This window comes from Virgibacillus oceani (genome assembly GCF_041521345.1).
Classification (GTDB): Bacteria; Bacillota; Bacilli; order Bacillales; family Amphibacillaceae; genus Virgibacillus_N; species Virgibacillus_N oceani_A.
Genome location: NZ_JBGOHB010000007.1, coordinates 21,460 through 41,209, shown reverse-complemented (window position 1 = coordinate 41,209; position 19,750 = coordinate 21,460). Strand labels below are relative to the sequence as shown.

Below are 19,750 nucleotides of genomic sequence, written 5' to 3'. Positions count from 1 at the left end.
GTTTGATCAAAATTACCTCGCAAATCCACAAATTGCTGCAAATAGAAAGAATCCATTTTAAAAAAGGTTGATCAAAGTGGACTCTTCTTCAGTAAATTTAAGTTGGTTATTATAAAAAAGTGGGTATTCGGAAAATAGTGTGGAAAGAGGGTTAAAAAGAACCCTCCTCCATTGCCTTAGTCAGTGTGGAAAAGTCAGCACCATAGATTTCTTTATAAACCCATTCATAGCCAATTTGTGCCCAATTTGGGAATTGACCAGGTAACAGATTTCTAAAAGTAACTTCAACTTCTTTAAATTTCTTTTTCTTTTTTACTTTAGGATAGCCTTGTGTAAACAATATTTTTGCTCTAAGGGCTTCAAAAGAATAACCACGACCAACATGGTTCATTGTCTTAATTAAACGATTCAAGGACTCTGTATAGGCGTTTGTAATGGGAGAATTGAAATAGTTAAAGATCTCTTCTTCCCAATTATTCATAGACTTAATCAGGTCTTCAAAATAGGTCATTAATTCTTTAGGAACATTTGAAGGCCAGTTTTGGTACAGTTTATAGGCTTCCTTAATTGATACAGCTTCATAAATGTCAAAGAATTGCTCTTTAAGTTCGTTTGCTTGACCAAGTAATGGAAACTTATCAGTCCAAACTTGCAACTTTATTTGATCATCGAAATCATTTAGTTCCTTTCGTCTTTTAAGAAGAACATAACGATCTCTCATGAGTTGTCTACGTTCTTTGGCTGTCACATTTTGACGGTTAGTTTTTCGTATTTTTTCTAACCCTTCATTGGCTAATTTAACAACATGGAACTTGTCAATTACGATTTTAGCATGTGCTATCATTGTATTAACGGCACTTTTATAAGGATTCCACATATCCATTGCTACAAGTTCTATTTTATCAATATCTTGGAGTTTAGAAAGGTAACTGACAACCGTATCCTTATTGCGTTTTCGTAAAATGTCGATTACCGACTTGTTTTCAACATCTGTTATGACGCAACGATAGTTTTTCAGCAAATGAACTTCATCAATACCAAGCCATTCAGGAGTTCTATAATCTGTTCGAACTTCAAGTTCAGCAACATAATCATTAAAGATGTTTCGTACCGTCTTTTCATCAACACCAATATCGTCTGCAACATTGGTGAATGTCTTTTCAAGACTGGCTTCTTGAATCCAATCTATAAGTCTATTAGTAATAAAACGACTAACATCCATATCTATCAAATCCTCAAAGAATGTTCCATTACATTCACGGCATTTATAACGTCGTCGTTTCACATAGATACCTACACGTTTTTCGTGCATTTGTAAGTCAACAAATAGTTGTACTTTCTTACCATGCTTATACAAATTAGGAATGGTACCACATTTTGGACAGTGTGAGGGAGGTGTAAGAGTAGTCTCTACTAAGAATCGGTAATCATCCTCACTCTCCATCATATCAAGAATAGTAAAGTTTGGAAGATTGAGCATATTGGTTAACATATATTTTTTCCTTTCTTGATAGCTTAATCCGCTTTACTTTGTTTGTTGGTAAAAAGAAATGAAAAAGAGGTTGTCGCCAGAAGTAAAATTTTTGGGACAGCCTCCAGTTATCAGTCTCAAAACATGGTTTAATAGCATGTTTAGTTGATTGTAAGGACAACTTTTCCGCAACCATGCCCTATTTCGACTTCTTGGTGTGCCTTCGCAACCTCGTCAAGAGGGAATATATTTCTAACATGTATGTTTATCTTCCCTTGAATGTAAAGATTAACAAGTTCGGAGAGCCGATCAGTTGAACGTTGGCTACGTATAGGGAGAACTCCAAGCTCCTCTATTCGGTCGAAAGCAACAATTGTACCAATTCGATTCTTGTTTTCAACGAGCTTCACTGAGGCTTCCAATGCTTCGCCACCCGCAGCATCAAAGGCAACGTTCACACCCTCTGGCATGAGAGAACTTACTCTGTCTACAAGTCCATCTCCATAGGTGACAGGGATTGCTCCAATCGATCGAAGATAGTCGTGATTGCATTCGCTGGCGGTACCGATGACAGTTGCTCCCCATGCTTTGGCTAGCTGAACAGCGAAGGTACCAACTCCACCAGCTGCAGCATGAATTAATACGGCGTCTCCCTTTCCGACAGCAAGTTCCTGTAACGCAGTGTGAGCAGTTTGACCAGAGGCTGTTATGACTCCAGCTTCTTCCCAGGGCATCTCCAATGGTTTTCGTACAATCTGATCAACATTGACCACTACATAATCGGCATAACAGGCCATTAACTCCCAGCCTAAAACTTCATCGCCAACTGAAAAATCTGTGACACCATTCCCGACCTGATCAATAGTTCCGGCGAACTCGTTGCCTAGTATCTGCGGTAAACTCACCGTTAATCCCGGTGGAGTCCAGCCGCTACTACGAACCGCGCAGTCAAATGGTTGGATTCCAGCGGATTTGATTCGGACTCGAACCTGGCCGTTACCTGCTTGTGGGTCTTCAAATTCCATTACACGCAACACATTCGGAGGGCCATAACTAGAAAATGCTGCCGCTCTCATGTAACATCTCTCCTTCTATTTAAAATCTCTTTTTCTTGTTTGGTCGGGCTCAATAATTGAATCATGTGACCTTTACCCATAGAAAATCTCCCTTCTTGCTAAATTTCATTTAGTCAACGATTGAAGATCCCATTCTCCTGTTAATAATCCGGTTCTTGAACTCGTAGTTACAAGGTAACAAGTTCCGCTATAGAATGCTTATTGTTTCGCCTTATTTAACTGAAAACCTCGATAGTAAATCCGCCTGGAGCTTTAACATAGAATGTCCAGCGATGAGCCCTTTTTGGCGGTTTTACATCAACTCCATCATCCCTCAAGTGTCTGTTGATCTCATTTACCTGATCTTCGCTCTCCTGCTCAAAACCTATATGAAACGAATTAGGATAACTGACCTGTTTACCTTTCATCAAAGCGAGCAATAAACCCTTGTCATCTAACAGTACAGCGAATGAATCGCTATAAGTACTTTTGGTTTGCAAGCCAAAATATTTTTCTAGAAACTCCCGAGCAGCGTTAACGTCAGTGACTGTAAGGTTAATATGATTTAGTTTCATAGTTTACACTTCCTTCTTAAATTATAAGTTTGATCGACTCATGGCTGAAGCTTTGCAAAAGAGTGACCATCGATAAGGTTTGCTCATTTACTTCGCAGAACACTCAACGCACAACTCCAGGCGATAACCTGATCAAGCATTTGATTAGAATTATCCTCATGGTAACTAGCGGGTTTAAATTTGGTCATGTTTTCAAAATCGGTCATGAGCGAAAAAGTAACTGCTGTACGTACGTCTGGAATTTGTAATTCTCCTAAAATAAGACGTAGGTTTTCTATTGCACGCGCACCTCCCAAGCTACCATAAGCTACAAATCCGGCTGCCTTGTTGTTCACTTCTGAATTCAAATAATCAAGTGCATTTTTTAATACTCCTGATGTCGCATGATTATATTCGGATGTTACGAAAATACAGCCATCAAAAGAAGCCATCTTTTCAGACCATGCCTTAACATTTGACTCTGTGTCTTTTTGCATTGCTTCAGGTATTGCAGAACCCAGAAATGGTAGATTGAATTCTAATAGATCTACTAATTCATATGTTGCTTCATCGTTACGATTTTTCGCAAAATTGCTAATCCAATTAGCAACAGCTTCTCCATTACGACCTTTACGTGTACTTCCAAGGATAATTCCTATTCTTAACATTATTATTCCCCCTCGTATTTGTATTGTTAATCGTTATAGATACTTTAAGGAGAGCTTTTCCTAATTTTCAATTGACCACTTTTCCTCTGTACTCTGGCAAATTGAAAATATAAAGCAATAAAATGATCACATGCAAACAAGCCAAGACAAGATAAATATTGCTGTACACGACAGCTTCAGGATATAAATTTCCCGGATTCCAATGGGATCGAGATCCCATATCTACTACCTTGCTGAAGATACTTGCAGAAATGGCTCCAGCTATAAAATTCAGCATCGATAACATCCCCATGCCCACCCCAGTTTGATCCTTCGGTAGCGTTTGGGAAATTGTATTCGACATGGCGATGAGCATGAATGTTTGCCCTACATTACCGAAAATCAAAAAGACAGCTATGATAATCGAAGAGACTCCCGCAAAAGAAGATAATAATATAAAGCTCGTTACCAGCAGTTGATGCAACATAGAAAAGATTTGAATTACCTTTGGAATCAGCCGTTTTGCCGCCTTTTCTTCCCAGAATCGCTGCTGTTATGGAAGCCGGTACCATCGTGAAGCCAATTACTTCGGGATCAAGATTATTCACATCTGACAACAGCAGAGGACTCAGAAAAGGGATCGAGAATCCAGTCCCACTGACCAGAAACGCAATCATTAGTCCAAGCGAATATTGCTTATTTCGGAATAGTTTTCCATAAACAAACGGTTCCACTGTATAACGAATGCGTATGATAAACAAAATGAGTAGGATCAAACAGATAACGGCATATATCCAAGCACCGTTTGTAACAGCTAGAAGTAATAGTGCTACCGTTCCAGCTAAAAGTCCTCCCCCAATCCAATCTATTTTCCCCACCTTTCCTTGTTTATCATCCAAATATTTACGATGAAAAGGTAATGTGAGGAAAACGAAGAGTGGCAGGCAAAACAACCACCGCCAATGAACAACGCTGACGATGAGGGAAGCAACGATTGGACCTAAAGCACTACCAAGAGCCAAACCAGCTGCTGATATTCCTAAAGCACGTCCCCGGCTTTCTGGAGGGAAAATAGCGAACTGGAATGATCATTGCCGTTGCTGGAATTACCGCAGCCCCCATTGCCTGTGGTATCCTTCCAAGTAAAACCATCCAATATGCTTGGGATGCCAGACCGATCATTGAACCGAGAGCAAAGATAATCAGTCCGACCGTCAATAAATTTTTGAGTTTATAGTATCTGCTAACCTCCCGTAAGTGACTGATCCGATTGCATAAATCAACATATAGGCTGTTGAAACCCGCTTACCTGTGCGAAGGAAAGATGAAAGTCATTACTGATTTCAGGTAGGACGATGTTAAACATCGTTGCACTCATCACTGATATAACAAGAGTGATAACGAGAATACGCATCAATTTTTCTCCTGTGTGTTGCTGATGTCCGATTTTTTATCCCTTCTTTTAAATGATTAAACTCAATTGAGCGTTTCTTCATTTTTTACTTATAATTTTGCATGCTCTTTTAGGAGGCATGTTTGTTGTCAACTCTCAATATTTATTCTAATATGGATAATAAATAAATTAAAATATATATTTAATTATTAATTTATAACCTTAAGTATATGGAAAGAGGTGACGAACATGGAACTGTTGCAACTGCATTATTTTCAAACAGTTGCCAGATTGGAACATATGAGCAAAGCGGCACAAGAGATTCGCATCGCGCAACCCGCTCTCAGTAAAACCATTTCTCGGTTGGAGGAGGACTTGGGGGTACCCTTATTTGATCGAAAGGGAAGGAACATCCAACTCAACTCGTATGGAAAGATATTTCTGAAGAAAGTGGAAACTGCGCTTTCAGTACTTGAAGAGGGTCGAAAAGAAGTCGTGGATCTCGCAGGGTTGGAGCGAGGGCGTGTTTTTTTATCAACAACAACCCATAAATGTTTTTCTGACCTTATAGGTTCTTTCATATCCATTCATCCTGATGTCAAACTTCAAATCAGCCAAGCAACAACACAAGAAAAGGTGAAACAATTAAGAGATGGTGACATTGATTTTTGTATTACTTTTCCACCACTAGAACTGGAGGGAATAGGAGGGAAATCTTTTCTCACTGAAGAAATATTATTAGCAGTTCCTCTCACACATCGATTCGCTAATCGTAAACGTATCGACTTGAGTGAGTTGGCTGATGATTCTTTTATAAGTATAAAAGAGGGTAATCCTTTTAGAGGAATGACGGATGATTTTTGTATAAAGGCAGGTTTTACTCCTAATGTTGTTTGTGAGGTTGATGAACTTTCTGCAATAAGTCATTTCCTTCGTACCGGCATTGGTGTTGCACTTTTGCCAGAAACCTTAATAGAAGATAAAAAGACACCATTCCACCTGGTTCATATTGATAAACCTATTTGTCAGCGTACCTACCAAATCGCATGGCTTGAAAAACGCTATCTGTCCATAGCCGCACGTAAATTTCTAGAATTTATGGACCATTATTTTAACGAATTTCGAAAACAAAACAATCAACTTTCACTCGGGCGAGTCTTATGAGCCAAAAGTCATAAACGAAAGGAACCTGGTGATGACGTCGTGCCAGGTTCCTATATTATCTCAAAGAGAAAATATTGTAAGATTTTCTACACAATTATCCGATTTATGTTTTTACTAACATGAATTGGCTATAACAACATTTCCACACGATAATCCGAATACCCAAAAAAGTTTGATCATTTTATGACTGCAATCTACCACAACCGCGCTCCGTTTGCGGCACAGTAGCAATCGTTCACGGTAATTACTCCAAATTTTCTGCAAATGGACAAAAAAGAACCGGAACACAGGTTGATCCGATTCTTTCCTGAAGACGATGCTTTTAAAAAGGGTCTTCGGAATATTTAGTGGTATTATCTTTTCAAAAATTAAAAAACATTCAACATATAAATCGGGCTATTTGGTGGAATGTTAGTTCAAATATATAGTAAAATTAAGTTTGATATTCGGATTATCGACTGGAATAAATCTTACCCTAACTAAAAACAGTTTAATGGAATAAGAGTTTCTAAAGTTTGATAATTTTTTATAACAATATACAGTGAAGGAGAGGTTCATATGGAAACAAAGAGTAATATTGTAGCCCTATCAGGGAGTATTCGGAAAAACTCATCAACCCAAAAAGCACTTAATAATCTAAAAAACTTCATGCCCAACAGTGTTGAATATGAAATATATAATGGTATTGAAAAACTTCCGCACTTTAATCCCGAATTAGATAATGATCAACCACCATTAGAGGTACAAGTATACAGAGAAATGGTTTCAAGAGCAGATGGAGTCATTATCTGTACACCCGAATATATAAAGGGGGTACCTGGTGTCTTGAAAAATGCTTTAGAATGGTTGGTGTCGTCTGCTGAGCTTTACACGAAACCTGTAGCGGTTATTACAGCTTCAGGTAACGGGGAAAATACTCATCAATCATTACAACTCAATTTAGGTATGTTAAATGCGAATGTATTCGATGGTGGAGCATTATTAATCTCAGGAGCAAACAGTAAATTGAACGAATACGGGGAATTTGTAAAAAATGAGGTCAATTCCTCACTAAAGTTGTTAATATCTAAATTGATTGAAGAAGTTAATAAGAAAGGTTCTTTTTGAGAATTAATTGGCAGAATAAATCTTCAACAAAAAACTTACTAACGCTTACTCAGAGTCTATAAACAGCATTATTAGGCAAGTTGAACGAATGGGTAGAGGTTATTCATTTGAAGCCTTGCGAGCCAATACTGTTTAATGAGAACCTTCATAAGAAGCGTAAGCCACGATTTAATTCAAGTGCTTCCAGCAAAGCTATGTTATACGATACTTTCAATTGGCATGAAGTGACAGATCACGTTATAACAGGCAACTATGGTGTCGATTTTTCCACACTTATAAAGAATTTGGAAAAGGGTGACTTATAGACCCCTTTTCACCATAAAGTCCGAATACCCATTTTAAATAATTTATAGTGAAGGGGTAATAACAACAAGGTTAAACCATTGATAAGCACTAGAACCGGTGATGTCATAAAAGCAATGGCCACGGCCTAACCAGAAATGATCACAGATGCCAGTGCAATAAATGGTGCTAAAACAATCACAAGGTTAAAGAATCCTAATCTAATGACCGCCCAAACGGCCGACTGCGCTTGGTCACGTAGAGTGCGATTTCGTCATTACCCTCTTAGTTTGCAATTCTACCCATACAGTTCCAGCTAAAAGGCATAGCATCGCGACAGGTGCCGTAGGAGCATCATGCACCACGAAGACAGCACTTAACCCTATCAGGATTGTCCCTCCCAATGGGGCTCTTGCACCTTTCAGAGCTACTGCGGCTGCTACCACCGCAACTATCCAGCCAAGTCCACCGAGCACCGTAACAATAAAGGCCGGTCCTCCACCGTCAGCAAATGGGGCAGCAAAATTTGCAGAGAACGCAACAACCTGCTGTGCAATGAGCTCTTGCTGCTCAGTAGGAAGGTTTTGTGATCTACTAATCAAAATTCCGCTCGCAATTCCAGCTATGGAGTCGAGAGCCGTGTAAAAGATGACAAAGAACCCTAATGCTACCCGACTTATCGTGACTGCAATTCCCCGCAGTCCATCAAGTAGAAAGTAGACGGCCAGAGCCACAAGCCCAAAAAGTGGTAGTTGTAAGAGGTGCACAAAAAGCCAAAGCTCAACATTATGCGCCACGGTCTCATGCAGTACCGTTCCCCTAGGGTGGAAAATCAGCAGTATGCCCAATGACAGAGGTGCACCAATCAATATGAAGCTTCTTAGCGTTTTTCTCATATACGTAATCAACCCCTTTTATAAATATGATGGACTTCTATCAAAGCGGTCTTCCAAAAAATCTATAAAAATAATACCTAATACCCAACGGTGTACCCATTAAAGGTTTCAAAGTCAATAGGACGATCTAAGTGAACAGTTATAAGTGAGATTCTCCCATTGCTTGCAATTTATTTATGTTCATTTGATCACGTTGCTGTGGCTTTCCCTATCATATTTATGTTTCATAATTTTTAGAAACCACCACTGTTGAGTCATAGTTAAAGTCCAACCAGGAAGATGTTCTTTTAAAAACCCCCACATCCTTCCATAGTTATTTATCCAGAACGGATGTTGTGTTAAGTAGCCTGCTCATGTCGGTATTTACCCCTTCCATTATTCCTTATACAGCAATGGAGAGTGCGATGCTCGACCTATACCTAAGACATTTGGCCTAGGAGTACCTAAGCTAAGGATCAACTAAGGAGAAAAGATTATCATACACGTCTCAGACAGAGGCTTTTTCTGAATTTTAATTTCCGCTATATTTTTTTGTCTAAATTAGAGGAAGAGTTTGGAGAAATTAGCTTCTCCCCCTTTCTTATCCTTCTTTTCTTCGTGTACTACCTGTCAACATCAGCCCTATAAATAAACCAATACCTGCGATAAAGAAGACCATGAGTGAAGAAATAGCAGTATACATTTCTCCAGTAGCTAGACCAGAAGCCCCCGCTACATGAAACCCAAACAGAACAAGCCCGATAGCAAGAGCATAAAGAGCGGCACGGCTTTTTTTCATGGCGTATTTTTTGGAGGTTTCTCTCGTTAATGCGCTATACGTTAATAAAGCGCCACCCCCCACAATAAATGTGAACGGACCAACCACAGAGACAACAGGTACATCCATGAACAATAGCATGAGAGAATTGAAGAGGCCAAATAATACAAGTACGGTACCTGCAATCAACCCAGCCGTTGAAAGCCGCGCCGCCCTCATCGAATAAACCGATTGCTTTGCCTGATCCTGGCCGCGCTTACGCATATCATCTACAAGTCCGCTCAAGTCCCCCATTGAGATCACTGCTTCCTTAAAAGCTTCTTCTTCTTCCATACCTCGGTATTTATAATCAGAGATTTTTTCTTTTAAGTTTGTGGCCAGTTCTTCCTTCATATCAAATAATTCTTGACTTCTGCCGACTACAGCAAAAAGATCATCAATATAATTTTCAATTTTACGATCCAAATGGTTTTTATTCTTTGGCATCATCAAGCCCTCCTTGTATCAATTTGTCTAAAACACCTTTGGCAAAATCCCAGTCTTTTTTGCTTTGCTCGTAACGTTCTTCACCCTCTGTAGTAATGCGATAATATTTACGTCTGCCCCCTTGCGTTTCGTCTCCCCAATAAGAAAGGATATAACCCTCTTTTACCAATCGGCGAAAGGCTGTATATAAGGTTGCTTCCTTCAGCTCGTATTGATTTCCGCTTAACTCAATGATTTTTTTATAAATGTCATAACCGTAGCTATCACCTTGCCGAAGGATATTTAGAATAATCGTCACCGTATGACCCCGGATGAGGTCTGTTGAAATTGTGGCAGCCAAGTATCATCACCTCCTGAAGTATATTATATGGAATATTACTATTTGTGTCAATGTAATATTTATAAAATATTATTGCAAGACTGTTTAATGTCCAGTCGAATAGGAAAGGGTTTCTAACCTCCGAACTCTCACACCACTTCTCCCGACTTTTAGATTATACGACTCCCTAGCTTAAACAAATAAAACATGTGGAAAATGTCCCTTTGTAGATTTAAAATAAAGAAAGAGAAGCTGCAGAGGGGCAGAGCAGGCATTTTCTCAGTGATAACATATAAGCTAGCAGCAAAAGTAAACAGCGGGATTGCTCTCTGGATCTGTCCCATCTGCTTTTTATTATGATAGAGAGGAAACGTGTAAATATCACATGTATAATTAACACTCCCGCTACAAATATTGGTATTTTACAAATAATGCTGTATAATAAAAAACACGCAGAACTTAATAGATTTATTTTGGTTCATTTACTGTACGTAAATGATTAAAAAGGAATCAGGTGAAAATCCTGAGCGGTCCGGCCACTGTAAATGGAAGATTTACTCAATATGTCACTGGGTGTTCCCCGGGAAGGCGGAGTAATAATTGCCATGAGTCAGGAGACTTGCCAGAATAAAATGCACATCAACCTTCCGGGAAAAGGGGATGCATGATGATTTCATCTATACTAAATTGGAATTATCTGTTAACTCTCAACCTGTTGTAGGCGAGAGTTTTTTTAATGTAAAAAATAACTTTGCAGTTACAATGAAGTAACTCAAACTGTATATCATTTAGTTACAATGGCGTAGCTAAATTCCTATGAGTCAGCTACAAAGAAGTAACTGGTTCATGCTCTGTAAAAAAGGCGGGAAAACATGCTTCCTGCCTTTTTGGTTGCTTAGGAATGATCAGCTAAATGCGCCGCTTTGCGCGGCAACGCTGATCCACCTGGCATGGCCAATCTTTACGGTGGGGCGAGGAACTACTGTACCGTAGTCCCAAGGCGCAGTCCGTACGTCGCTAATCGGGCGCTTACGCCTTTGGTCTAATAACAGCGTTGAATATTTTTACAATAACCGGGAAAACCAAGATGGAGCAATTTTTATATTAATTGACACTCTATTTCCCTGAATAGTATAATAAGCTTAGACACAACGGCGTGTAACATGAAAGAAAGCAAAGGAGCTTTTACAGAAGGGGACTCTTCTGTAAAAGCTCCTTTTTTTATTTTATCTGCATTCCACCAAAAAGGAGGAAGATGAATTGGAAAAGGTATCACTCAGTACGATGATTTACTCCGGAGAAAAAGCTCTTGATCATTTGAAAAGTTATGAAAAAAAGCGAATATTTATTGTGACTGATCCCTTTATGATCGAGTCCAGAATGATAGAAGAGATTGAAGGACGGCTGGTGAGGGGGCAAAACGAGTGGGAACTCTTCAGTGATATAGTTCCAGATCCCCCAATTGAAAATGTGGTAGCCGGTGTAAAGGAAATAGAAGCATTTAAGCCCGATCTCATCATTGCTGTTGGAGGAGGCTCTGCAATTGACGCTGCCAAGGCGATGAAGGACTTTGCCATGAAAATCTATCATTTCGAGGCGCTTCCGCTAACTGCCATCCCAACAACAAGTGGTACAGGCTCGGAAGTAACTTCTTTTTCCATTATTACCGACACGAGCAAAGGAATTAAGTACCCCCTCGTTGATGATGCCTTAATACCCGAAGAAGCCATTCTCGATACAGATCTGGTTAAATCTGTGCCACCTTCCATTACAGCCGACACAGGAATGGATGCGCTCACACATGCGATTGAAGCGTATGTGGCTGCAAATGCAAATGATTTCTCCGATGCGATGGCAGAAAAGGCCATCCGGCTGATCCTGGTTTATTTAAAGGATGCTTATCGTGATGGGGAAAACATCACTGCTAGAGAAAAAATGCATCATGCTTCCACGATGGCGGGTATTGCATTTAACATAGCCGGCCTTGGTATCAATCATAGTATTGCTCATGCATGCGGGGCGAAGTTCCATACTCCCCATGGACGGTTAAATGCGATTTTATTGCCGAAAGTAATTGCATATAATGCCGGGGTAATGGGCTATAGAAACGCAGATCTCAAGCCTGCAGCTGATAAATATGCAGCGCTGGCCAGGATGCTGGGACTTCCAGCAACAAACAGTGCCAGCGGAACCAGAAGTCTCATCAAGGAATTGGAAAAGCTGCGTACAACATTGGAAATACCGGCAGATTTCCACACGTATGATATAGAATACACAGATGACGTAAAGGAACAAATCGCAGAAGCAGCCCTGGAAGACAGCTGTACGGACACAAACCCACTAAAACCTGCCAAAGAAGATATCATAGCCATTTTAAAAGAATTGAAGTAATCTTCCTCTCCTCATGCACCGTGATAGATGGGGAGCCAACCGCTCTATGTTTATAGTCTATTTCACATTCTGAAGACTCTTTCACGGGTCAGCCGCAGGCTGTGAGAAACAGCTATGGAAAATAAAATACTTTTGAATATTGTATCACTTGCAAGAAACCGTTTACGGTAATATAATATATGTATAGGCACAAAGGCGTGCTTTCGTAATGATATTATTTAAAAATTACACATAAAAAGCAAAGGGGCTTTGGAAAAGTACTATTCTTTTTCATGGCCTTTTTTTGCCTTTTTTACACTAATAATATATGAAGTGAGACGAAGGGGATGAATGCCGCAAGAAGGTGCCAGAGAACTTGGATATTTGCTTCTCGTCTTAAAGGTTTATCTGGTAAAAAAGGGTATAAAATAGGGAACAGGGTTGATAATAGGTGAAGAAATGCATTTGTAACAGAATAACATAATTATGTCACTTCAGGGGAATTAACAGGAAGCATATAATTTCTAAGGAGCGTAATAATGGAAAATAGAATTGTGATAGTCGATGACGAACCTATTACAAAAATGGATTTACAAGAACTGTTGGAGGAAGCCGGCTACAAAGTAGTAGGGCAGGCTTCGGATGGATTTGAAGCAATAGATGTATGCAAGGAACAAAAGCCGGATCTGGTCATCATGGACATTAAAATGCCGATACTTGATGGCTTAAAAGCTAGCAAGAAGATTATGCATGACCGTATCGCTGGCGGGATTCTATTATTAACGGCCTTTTATGATGAAACGTTTATTAAAAAGGCAAAAGAAATAGGAGCATTAGGGTACTTAGTAAAACCATTAGATGAAAAGTCTTTTATACCTACTGTTGAAATGTGCATTTCAAGGGCAGAGAAAATACAGAGTTTGGAGAAGCAGGTGGAAAGCGTCTCCAAGAAATTGGAAGACAGAAAATTAATCGATATTGCCAAAGGTCTGTTAATGAAAGAAAGGGACCTGGATGAACAAGAGGCATACCAGTTATTGCGCAAAATGAGCATGGACGGCCGTACATCGATTAGCGAGACTGCGAGGACGATTACGATTGTCTACGAGTGAAAAAACAAAAATAGTAGAATTATGCAGGAAATACACAAATATGACGGAGCAGGAAATCAATTTTATCCTCAAAAAAACGGATGCCGTGGATGAGCTGGCTGAAGTTTTTGACTGCGATGTATTTATTGATGTTCCGCTGAAGAACACCACTGCTTCCATAGTTGTATACCATGTACTCCCTGTTACAAAGCAATCCTTATATAAAAAATCACCTGTCGGCCAGCCTGCTTTAAAAATGAATGAACCGGGAGTCTGGAAAGTTTCCCGTTCTGGCGGCATATTAAAGGGTTATAAGGCGTTCACCCAGGAAAATGTATTTATCAGGCAAAACATCCATTCCATTAATTATGGTGAGAAGGTGCTCGGCACTTATATTATGGAAAGGGCTTTTCATGAAAAGCAGGAATCAGCTGAAGAGAAAAATGATTATATGACGATGACAGCGAAGTTAAACAATTATATAGATGATGCCGTTTATTTTTTCGATGCTTCAGGCAAGCTTATCTTTCAAAATGATAAGGCGGACAGTTTTTCGGATAACCTGTCAGAAGAAGGTGTGCATTACAATCATTTGTTTGGCGACCAGGTTCCTTACAGTGATCTCATTTTGAACGAACAAAAACAATACAGATCAGAAATCTACCTGAACGAAAAATATTATGTAATGAAACGTATTCTGCTGGAAGATGACCAGTTGAAGTTTGCTATTATTCTAAGGGATATAACCCAGCTGAAGGACAAAGAAGCAGAAATCATTTCCAAAACAGAAGCGATCAGGGAAACCCATCACCGGATAAAAAATAACCTGCAGACGATGGGCTCTCTTTTACGAATGGAAAGAAGAAGAAGCGGTAACGAGGAAGTAAAACATATACTTACAGACAATATGAACCGGGTCATTTCCATTGCAGCAACGCATGATATTCTGGCAAGACAGCTTGGAGATAAGGTGGAATTAGGAGAGGTGCTGGAATTTATCGTGAATAACCTGAAAAGAAGTTATTCCGTGATGGATCATATTGAGTTAGCTATTGAATTAGGGTCATCCATTATCGTGACGAGTGATGTGGCAACCTCCGTTTCCATGATTGTCAATGAACTGGTGCAAAATTCTTATAACCACGCTTTCCCTAATGGGACTGAAGGTCGGATAAACGTATCCCTGAAAAAAGAAGAGGAAGAAGTGATGATATCGGTTACCGATAATGGCGTAGGTTTTTCCATTGATAAAATCAAGGGAAACAGTTTGGGCATCTTCATCGTACAAAACTATGTCAAAGATAAATTAAAAGGGACCATACAATTTAATAAAAGAAAAAAAGGGATGGAAATTTCATTCCGATTCAGATAAGGCTTTTACAATGGGGTAATAGCTGGTCCGAAAGCAATGAAGCTTAAGGTATAAAATGTGCTGCAGTTATTTGTGTGCATTTTTGTACTTTAAGCTTTTTTGCTTTCTATAGCAATGATTTTTGAAAAGGCAAGAAAATGAAAGCGGCTATTTCGCCGGTTTCTGCCAACCCGACTTCTGACCACTGGAAAAACGAGGTAGCAGTAGAGTTATTTCACTGGAGGTGATAGAATTTGGCGGAAAAAATGTTAAGTGTAGGAATAGATATCGGGACTTCCACGACCCAATTAGTGTTCTCGGATTTGACAATTGAAAATGTAGCCTCAGCCTTCAATGTGCCCCGTATTATTATTGCGGATAAAGAAGTCATTTATAAAAGTGAGATTATCAATACACCGCTTATGGAAGGGACGAAGGTGGATCAGCATAAAATCCAGAAATTTGTGGAAGCGGAATACAAAAAAGCAGATATTAAAAAAGAAAAAATCAAAACAGGTGCTGTTATTATAACTGGTGAAACAGCCAGGAAAGAAAATGCGGAGGAAGTACTCCAGGGACTCAGCGGATTTGCAGGAGACTTTGTTGTTGCTACCGCAGGCCCGGACCTGGAAAGCATTATTGCAGCTAAAGGTGCAGGGATGCATACGTACTCGAAAGATCATTCATTGAAAATGGTGAATATGGATATTGGCGGCGGGACAAGTAATCTGGCAGTAATGAAACGTGGCCAAGTGGTTGATACAGGGTGCCTGGATATTGGCGGCCGTCTTATTAAAGTAAATAAAGAGACGTTGGAAATTGAGTATATTTCCGAGAAAATCCAGAAACTGATAAAGGAAAATGCCTGGTCCATACAAACTGGACAGACAGCAACGAAAGAACTCCTGCAGCCTGTGGTAAGCAGAATGGCGGAATTATTGGAGGAAAGCGTCCGGGCGAGTTCTCCATCAAGTCAGCTGGAAAAGATAGCAACCCATAAAACAATCAAAGATACAGATCATATTACACATATTTCTTTTACCGGGGGTGTCGCCGAAGCAATATACAATCCAACAAATGAAGATGTTTTTAAATATGGCGATATTGGATTAATGCTCGGCGAAGCAATAGCAAAATCATCCATATCTGAACAATTCAGTCTGGTGGAGCCGGCCGAGCTGATCCGGGCCACTGTTGTCGGGGCAGGATCCCATACGACAGAAATAAGCGGCAGTACGATTACCTATTCCGAGTATCAATTCCCTGTAAAAAATGTACCGGTGATCAAGGTTCAGGATGAGGAAATAAAAAAAGCCGGCGACTTTGCTGAAATGATCAAAGAGAAATTGAAATGGTTTGAAGTGAAGAAAAACAAGCAAAAAGTGGCCATTTCTTTTACCGGAGATCAGCATGCGAGTTTTTCCGAAATAGTAAAGGTGGCCGAAGAGATTAAAACAGGTGTAGAAGATTACACGAAGTTCGGTTTACCGTTAATTATCATAACCGAAAACGATATTGCCAAGGTGCTTGGACAGACACTGCTGGCAAAAATGGGCATGGATCAGGATCTCATTTGTATCGACAGTGTATTTGTCAAAGATGGTGACTATATCGATATCGGCCAGCCTGTTGCCAGTGGAAATGTGCTTCCGGTGGTAATCAAGACATTGGTATTTAATTAATTACATTGTTTTATTTTTTTGGCAGTTTAAGAAAGCTTTTACATTATCTTAACTTAATGAGAGCAAGGGCCTTTAGTGGCATAATCTTGCAGTGCTAAGGCTGTCATCAAAGGCGTGGTGACAACCAGTTTTCTAAAAGGAGGATTTTCATGATATTAAGCACAACGTTATTTGGACGAACATACCAATTCAATTCAGTCAATGAAGTCATGGCAAAAGCAAATGAGGAGAAATCCGGTGATATTATGGCCGGGATTGCTGCAGAATCTGCGGAAGAGCGTGTAGCGGCAAAAGTGGTTTTGGCAGACCTCACCTTGGAGGATCTGTGGAATAATCCGGCAATCCCTTATGAATCAGATGAAGTTACCCGTATTATCCAGGATAACGTAAATGAAAAAATTTATAGCGAGGTAAAGCATTGGACTGTTGAAAAACTGAGGGAGAAAATCCTTGATTCGGATACATCAGGAAATGATGTCAGAAGAATTTCCCGTGGATTAACCTCGGAAATGGTGGCAGCTGTTGCCAAGCTGATGTCCAATCTTGACTTAATTTATGGCGCAAAGAAAATTACCGTGTTAGCACACTGCAATACAACGATTGGTTTGGAAGGCACACTCTCTACACGTTTACAGCCAAACCATCCCAGCGACAATGAAGAAGGAATTGTAGCCTCTATTTTAGAAGGTTTATCCTACGGCGCGGGCGATGCAGTTATTGGGTTGAACCCGGTGGATGACACGGTGGAAAGTGTGATCCGAATGTTTAAGAAACTGGATGAGGTTAAAAATAAATTCAATATACCAACCCAAACCAGTGTGCTGGCACATGTGACCACACAAATGGAAGCGATCAGACAGGGAGCGCCAGCGGATCTGATATTCCAATCCATTGCGGGATCAGAAAAAGGAAACACCGCTTTTGGTATCAGCGGCGATCTGATTGCCGAAGCGAACGACCTTGCATTACGCCAAGGAACTGCCGCAGGCCCGAATGTCATGTATTTTGAAACCGGCCAGGGTGCGGAACTTTCCTCCAATGCACATCTCGGCGTAGATCAACTGACACTGGAGGCCCGCTGCTACGGGTTTGCTAAAAAATATGAGCCATTCCTTGTAAATACTGTTGTTGGCTTTATCGGACCAGAGTACTTATATGACGCGAAACAAGTGACCCGTGCTGGTTTAGAGGACCATTTCATGGGTAAACTGTCCGGAGTTTCCATGGGAGTGGACGTTTGTTATACAAACCACATGAAAGCAGACCAGGATGATATGGAAAACCTGGGAGTTTTATTGACACAGGCAGGTGTTAACTTCCTGATCACAGCACCTCATGCGGATGATGTCATGCTAAACTATCAAAGCCTTGGATATCACGAAGCGCAGTCATTGCGTGAACTGACCGGGTTAAGACCGATTAAGGAATATGATGAATGGCTGCAGAAAATGGAGGTATTGGATAACAAAAGCCGGCTTACGAAAAAAGCAGGTGACGCTTCATTATTCTTAGTGTAAGGAGGAGACAATATGGTAAATGAAAGAGAATTGAAATCACTGATAGAAAACATCTTATATGAAATGGTTGAAGGAAATTCATCCGAAACACAAAAAAGTGAAGCAGTCGGAAACAGTCAGGCACAAGCTTCTAACAGCGATTCGGAAATAACCGTTCCGGATATTTCTGAAGTGGAAATCAGAAAGGATCTGCTTGTCCCGGACCCTTATGATAAAGAAGGCTATATGGAGATGAAGGAAAAGACACCGGCAAGGATCGGCGTCTGGCATGCAGGACCGCGGTATATGACTTCAACCTCACTAAGATTCAAAGCGGACCATGCAGCGGCACAGGATGCAGTATTCTCTTATGTGGATGAAGATTTTGTGGGAAAAAATAACCTGATTTCGACCGCAACGGTGTGTAAGGATAAAGATGAATATATCACCCGCCCTGACTTAGGAAGACAATTCTCCGATGAAGAGAAGGAAAAAATCAAAAAGCATTGCGGGAATCCTAAAGTGCAGATCGTTGTAGGAGACGGACTGAGTTCAGCTGCTATTGAAGCGAACTTGGAAGATACCCTTCCGGCAATTAAACAGGGTTTGAAAGTAAATGGTATTGATGTGGAAAATGACTTATTTATAAAACACTGCCGTGTCCCGGCCATGGATGTCATCGGCGAGCTAATCAATGCGGACGTAGTTTGCCTGCTTATCGGAGAAAGACCAGGTCTTGTGACGGCTGAATCCATGAGTGCTTACATCGCATACAAGCCAACAGTGGATATGCCGGAAGCAAGGCGTACAGTAATTTCCAATATTCATCAGGGAGGTACTCCTGCAGTGGAAGCAGGGGCGCATATTGCAGAGCTGATTAAAAGGATGATAGACAAGAAAGCTTCAGGTCTTGATTTAAATAAGGCTTAAGATAAGGCTTTAAATATGGAATGTAAAAGAATGGAGGAAAGACGATGAAGCATGATCGAATCTACGCTGAAGTACTGGGCGTGAAACTAATTTCTAATGCCAGTCCAGATTTGGCAAAGGAATTCAAGCTTAATCCTAACCAAAGAAGCTTAGGCATTATCACCGGCGATGTGGATGATGTGGTCTTTGCAGCCCTGGATGAAGCTACAAAGAAAGCAGACGTTGAAGTGGTATATGCCGAATCAATGTATGCAGGTGCGGATAACGCAACGACAAAGCTTACCGGTGAAGTAATCGGTGTGCTGGCAGGCTATAACCCGGAAGAGGTTAGAAGCGGGCTTGATGCAGCGATCAGCTATATAGAAAATGATGCGTTTTTTGTAAGTGCAAATGAGGATGATTCCATTAATTATTTTGCCCATCTCATTTCACGGACAGGTACTTTTCTTTCCAAAGAGGCAAATATTCGAGAAGGGGAAGCACTGGCTTATCTGATTGCACCGCCGATCGAAGCTATGTATGCCCTGGACGCAGCATTAAAAGCTGCAGATGTAAAGCTTGTTACATTTTATGGGCCGCCTTCTGAAACAAACTACGGTGGGGCCTTGCTGACAGGCAGCCAATCAGCCGCTAAAGCAGCCTGTGATGCTTTTGCTGATGCCGTAAACTATGTTGCAGATAATCCGAAGGGCTACTAGG

At 40.4% G+C, this 19,750-nt stretch carries 17 protein-coding genes, 2 pseudogenes and 1 riboswitch; of the genes and pseudogenes, 10 read left to right on the top strand and 9 right to left on the bottom strand.

What is annotated here, in order from left to right:
• Positions 1-151 precede the first annotated feature (151 nt).
• From ACDX78_RS07070 to ACDX78_RS07045, 6 genes and pseudogenes are all read right to left on the bottom strand, one after another.
• A complete protein-coding gene (locus tag ACDX78_RS07070; RefSeq protein ID WP_486026510.1) occupies positions 152-1,492 on the bottom strand; it encodes an ISL3 family transposase in 1,341 nt (446 codons plus the stop codon).
• A gap of 140 nt (positions 1,493-1,632) precedes the next feature.
• A complete protein-coding gene (locus ACDX78_RS07065; RefSeq protein WP_486026508.1) occupies positions 1,633-2,547 on the bottom strand; it encodes an NADP-dependent oxidoreductase in 915 nt (304 codons plus the stop codon).
• 215 nt (positions 2,548-2,762) lie between these two features.
• Positions 2,763-3,101 carry a VOC family protein gene (locus tag ACDX78_RS07060; protein WP_486026507.1) on the bottom strand — a complete coding sequence of 113 codons (339 nt, stop codon included), beginning with the start codon at positions 3,099-3,101 and terminating at the stop codon, positions 2,763-2,765.
• A gap of 83 nt (positions 3,102-3,184) precedes the next feature.
• On the bottom strand, positions 3,185-3,748 hold the full coding sequence (locus ACDX78_RS07055; RefSeq protein ID WP_486026505.1) for an NADPH-dependent FMN reductase: 564 nt from the start codon (positions 3,746-3,748) through the stop codon (positions 3,185-3,187).
• 67 nt (positions 3,749-3,815) lie between these two features.
• Positions 3,816-4,025: a hypothetical protein gene (locus ACDX78_RS07050; RefSeq protein ID WP_486026684.1), complete on the bottom strand. Its 210-nt coding sequence runs from the start codon at positions 4,023-4,025 to the stop codon at positions 3,816-3,818.
• Between the two features lie 30 nt (positions 4,026-4,055).
• Positions 4,056-4,749, bottom strand: a pseudogene (locus ACDX78_RS07045) (MFS transporter); the annotation flags it as partial.
• Between the two features lie 620 nt (positions 4,750-5,369).
• Between ACDX78_RS07045 and ACDX78_RS07040 the strand changes: the two are divergent.
• The 3 genes and pseudogenes from ACDX78_RS07040 to ACDX78_RS07030 all read left to right on the top strand — a co-directional run.
• Positions 5,370-6,284, top strand: coding sequence for a LysR family transcriptional regulator (locus tag ACDX78_RS07040; protein ID WP_486026503.1), 915 nt, complete (start codon positions 5,370-5,372; stop codon positions 6,282-6,284).
• Between the two features lie 558 nt (positions 6,285-6,842).
• Positions 6,843-7,391 carry an NADPH-dependent FMN reductase gene (locus ACDX78_RS07035; protein WP_486026502.1) on the top strand — a complete coding sequence of 183 codons (549 nt, stop codon included), beginning with the start codon at positions 6,843-6,845 and terminating at the stop codon, positions 7,389-7,391.
• Between the two features lie 22 nt (positions 7,392-7,413).
• Positions 7,414-7,696, top strand: a pseudogene (locus ACDX78_RS07030) (transposase); the annotation flags it as partial.
• A gap of 231 nt (positions 7,697-7,927) precedes the next feature.
• Here ACDX78_RS07030 and ACDX78_RS07025 read toward each other — a convergent pair.
• From ACDX78_RS07025 to ACDX78_RS07015, 3 genes are all read right to left on the bottom strand, one after another.
• Entirely contained in the window at positions 7,928-8,275 is a 348-nt protein-coding gene (locus ACDX78_RS07025) for a hypothetical protein (RefSeq protein WP_486026500.1), read from the bottom strand.
• An 874-nt stretch (positions 8,276-9,149) separates the two neighbouring features.
• A complete protein-coding gene (locus ACDX78_RS07020) occupies positions 9,150-9,812 on the bottom strand; it encodes a permease prefix domain 1-containing protein (protein ID WP_486026498.1) in 663 nt (220 codons plus the stop codon).
• Positions 9,799-10,152 carry a PadR family transcriptional regulator gene (locus ACDX78_RS07015; protein WP_486026496.1) on the bottom strand — a complete coding sequence of 118 codons (354 nt, stop codon included), beginning with the start codon at positions 10,150-10,152 and terminating at the stop codon, positions 9,799-9,801. The genes ACDX78_RS07020 and ACDX78_RS07015 overlap by 14 nt, the downstream gene beginning before the upstream one ends.
• A 436-nt stretch (positions 10,153-10,588) precedes the next feature.
• Positions 10,589-10,772: riboswitch (cobalamin riboswitch) on the top strand.
• Positions 10,773-11,391: 619 nt separating this feature from the next.
• Between ACDX78_RS07015 and ACDX78_RS07010 the strand changes: the two genes are divergently transcribed.
• The 7 genes from ACDX78_RS07010 (at position 11,392) to eutL (ending at position 19,749) form a co-directional block, all read left to right on the top strand.
• Positions 11,392-12,522 carry a 1-propanol dehydrogenase PduQ gene (locus ACDX78_RS07010; protein WP_486026495.1) on the top strand — a complete coding sequence of 377 codons (1,131 nt, stop codon included), beginning with the start codon at positions 11,392-11,394 and terminating at the stop codon, positions 12,520-12,522.
• A gap of 518 nt (positions 12,523-13,040) precedes the next feature.
• The gene (locus ACDX78_RS07005; protein ID WP_486026494.1) at positions 13,041-13,613 is read left to right on the top strand and encodes an ANTAR domain-containing response regulator; all 573 of its coding nucleotides are present in this window, start codon (positions 13,041-13,043) and stop codon (positions 13,611-13,613) included.
• A complete protein-coding gene (locus ACDX78_RS07000) occupies positions 13,600-14,964 on the top strand; it encodes a histidine kinase N-terminal domain-containing protein (protein WP_486026492.1) in 1,365 nt (454 codons plus the stop codon). The genes ACDX78_RS07005 and ACDX78_RS07000 overlap by 14 nt, the downstream gene beginning before the upstream one ends.
• Positions 14,965-15,197: 233 nt before the next feature.
• On the top strand, positions 15,198-16,625 hold the full coding sequence (eutA, locus tag ACDX78_RS06995; RefSeq protein ID WP_486026490.1) for an ethanolamine ammonia-lyase reactivating factor EutA: 1,428 nt from the start codon (positions 15,198-15,200) through the stop codon (positions 16,623-16,625).
• 149 nt (positions 16,626-16,774) lie between these two features.
• A complete protein-coding gene (locus ACDX78_RS06990; RefSeq protein WP_486026489.1) occupies positions 16,775-18,142 on the top strand; it encodes an ethanolamine ammonia-lyase subunit EutB in 1,368 nt (455 codons plus the stop codon).
• 12 nt (positions 18,143-18,154) lie between these two features.
• A complete protein-coding gene (eutC, locus tag ACDX78_RS06985) occupies positions 18,155-19,051 on the top strand; it encodes an ethanolamine ammonia-lyase subunit EutC (protein ID WP_486026487.1) in 897 nt (298 codons plus the stop codon).
• A gap of 44 nt (positions 19,052-19,095) precedes the next feature.
• On the top strand, positions 19,096-19,749 hold the full coding sequence (eutL, locus tag ACDX78_RS06980) for an ethanolamine utilization microcompartment protein EutL (protein ID WP_486026485.1): 654 nt from the start codon (positions 19,096-19,098) through the stop codon (positions 19,747-19,749).
• The last annotated feature ends 1 nt before the right edge of the window (position 19,750 follow it).

Coding starts and splice junctions, on each gene's coding strand:
- ACDX78_RS06990 (WP_486026489.1), top strand. CDS start 16,775: ATGATATTAAGCACAACGTTATTTGGACGAACATACCAATTCAATTCA.
- eutC (WP_486026487.1), top strand. CDS start 18,155: ATGGTAAATGAAAGAGAATTGAAATCACTGATAGAAAACATCTTATAT.
- ACDX78_RS07035 (WP_486026502.1), top strand. CDS start 6,843: ATGGAAACAAAGAGTAATATTGTAGCCCTATCAGGGAGTATTCGGAAA.
- ACDX78_RS07070 (WP_486026510.1), bottom strand. CDS start 1,492: ATGTTAACCAATATGCTCAATCTTCCAAACTTTACTATTCTTGATATG.
- ACDX78_RS07040 (WP_486026503.1), top strand. CDS start 5,370: ATGGAACTGTTGCAACTGCATTATTTTCAAACAGTTGCCAGATTGGAA.
- ACDX78_RS07005 (WP_486026494.1), top strand. CDS start 13,041: ATGGAAAATAGAATTGTGATAGTCGATGACGAACCTATTACAAAAATG.
- ACDX78_RS07065 (WP_486026508.1), bottom strand. CDS start 2,547: ATGAGAGCGGCAGCATTTTCTAGTTATGGCCCTCCGAATGTGTTGCGT.
- ACDX78_RS07055 (WP_486026505.1), bottom strand. CDS start 3,748: ATGTTAAGAATAGGAATTATCCTTGGAAGTACACGTAAAGGTCGTAAT.
- eutL (WP_486026485.1), top strand. CDS start 19,096: ATGAAGCATGATCGAATCTACGCTGAAGTACTGGGCGTGAAACTAATT.
- ACDX78_RS07060 (WP_486026507.1), bottom strand. CDS start 3,101: ATGAAACTAAATCATATTAACCTTACAGTCACTGACGTTAACGCTGCT.
- ACDX78_RS07020 (WP_486026498.1), bottom strand. CDS start 9,812: ATGCCAAAGAATAAAAACCATTTGGATCGTAAAATTGAAAATTATATT.
- ACDX78_RS07050 (WP_486026684.1), bottom strand. CDS start 4,025: ATGCTGAATTTTATAGCTGGAGCCATTTCTGCAAGTATCTTCAGCAAG.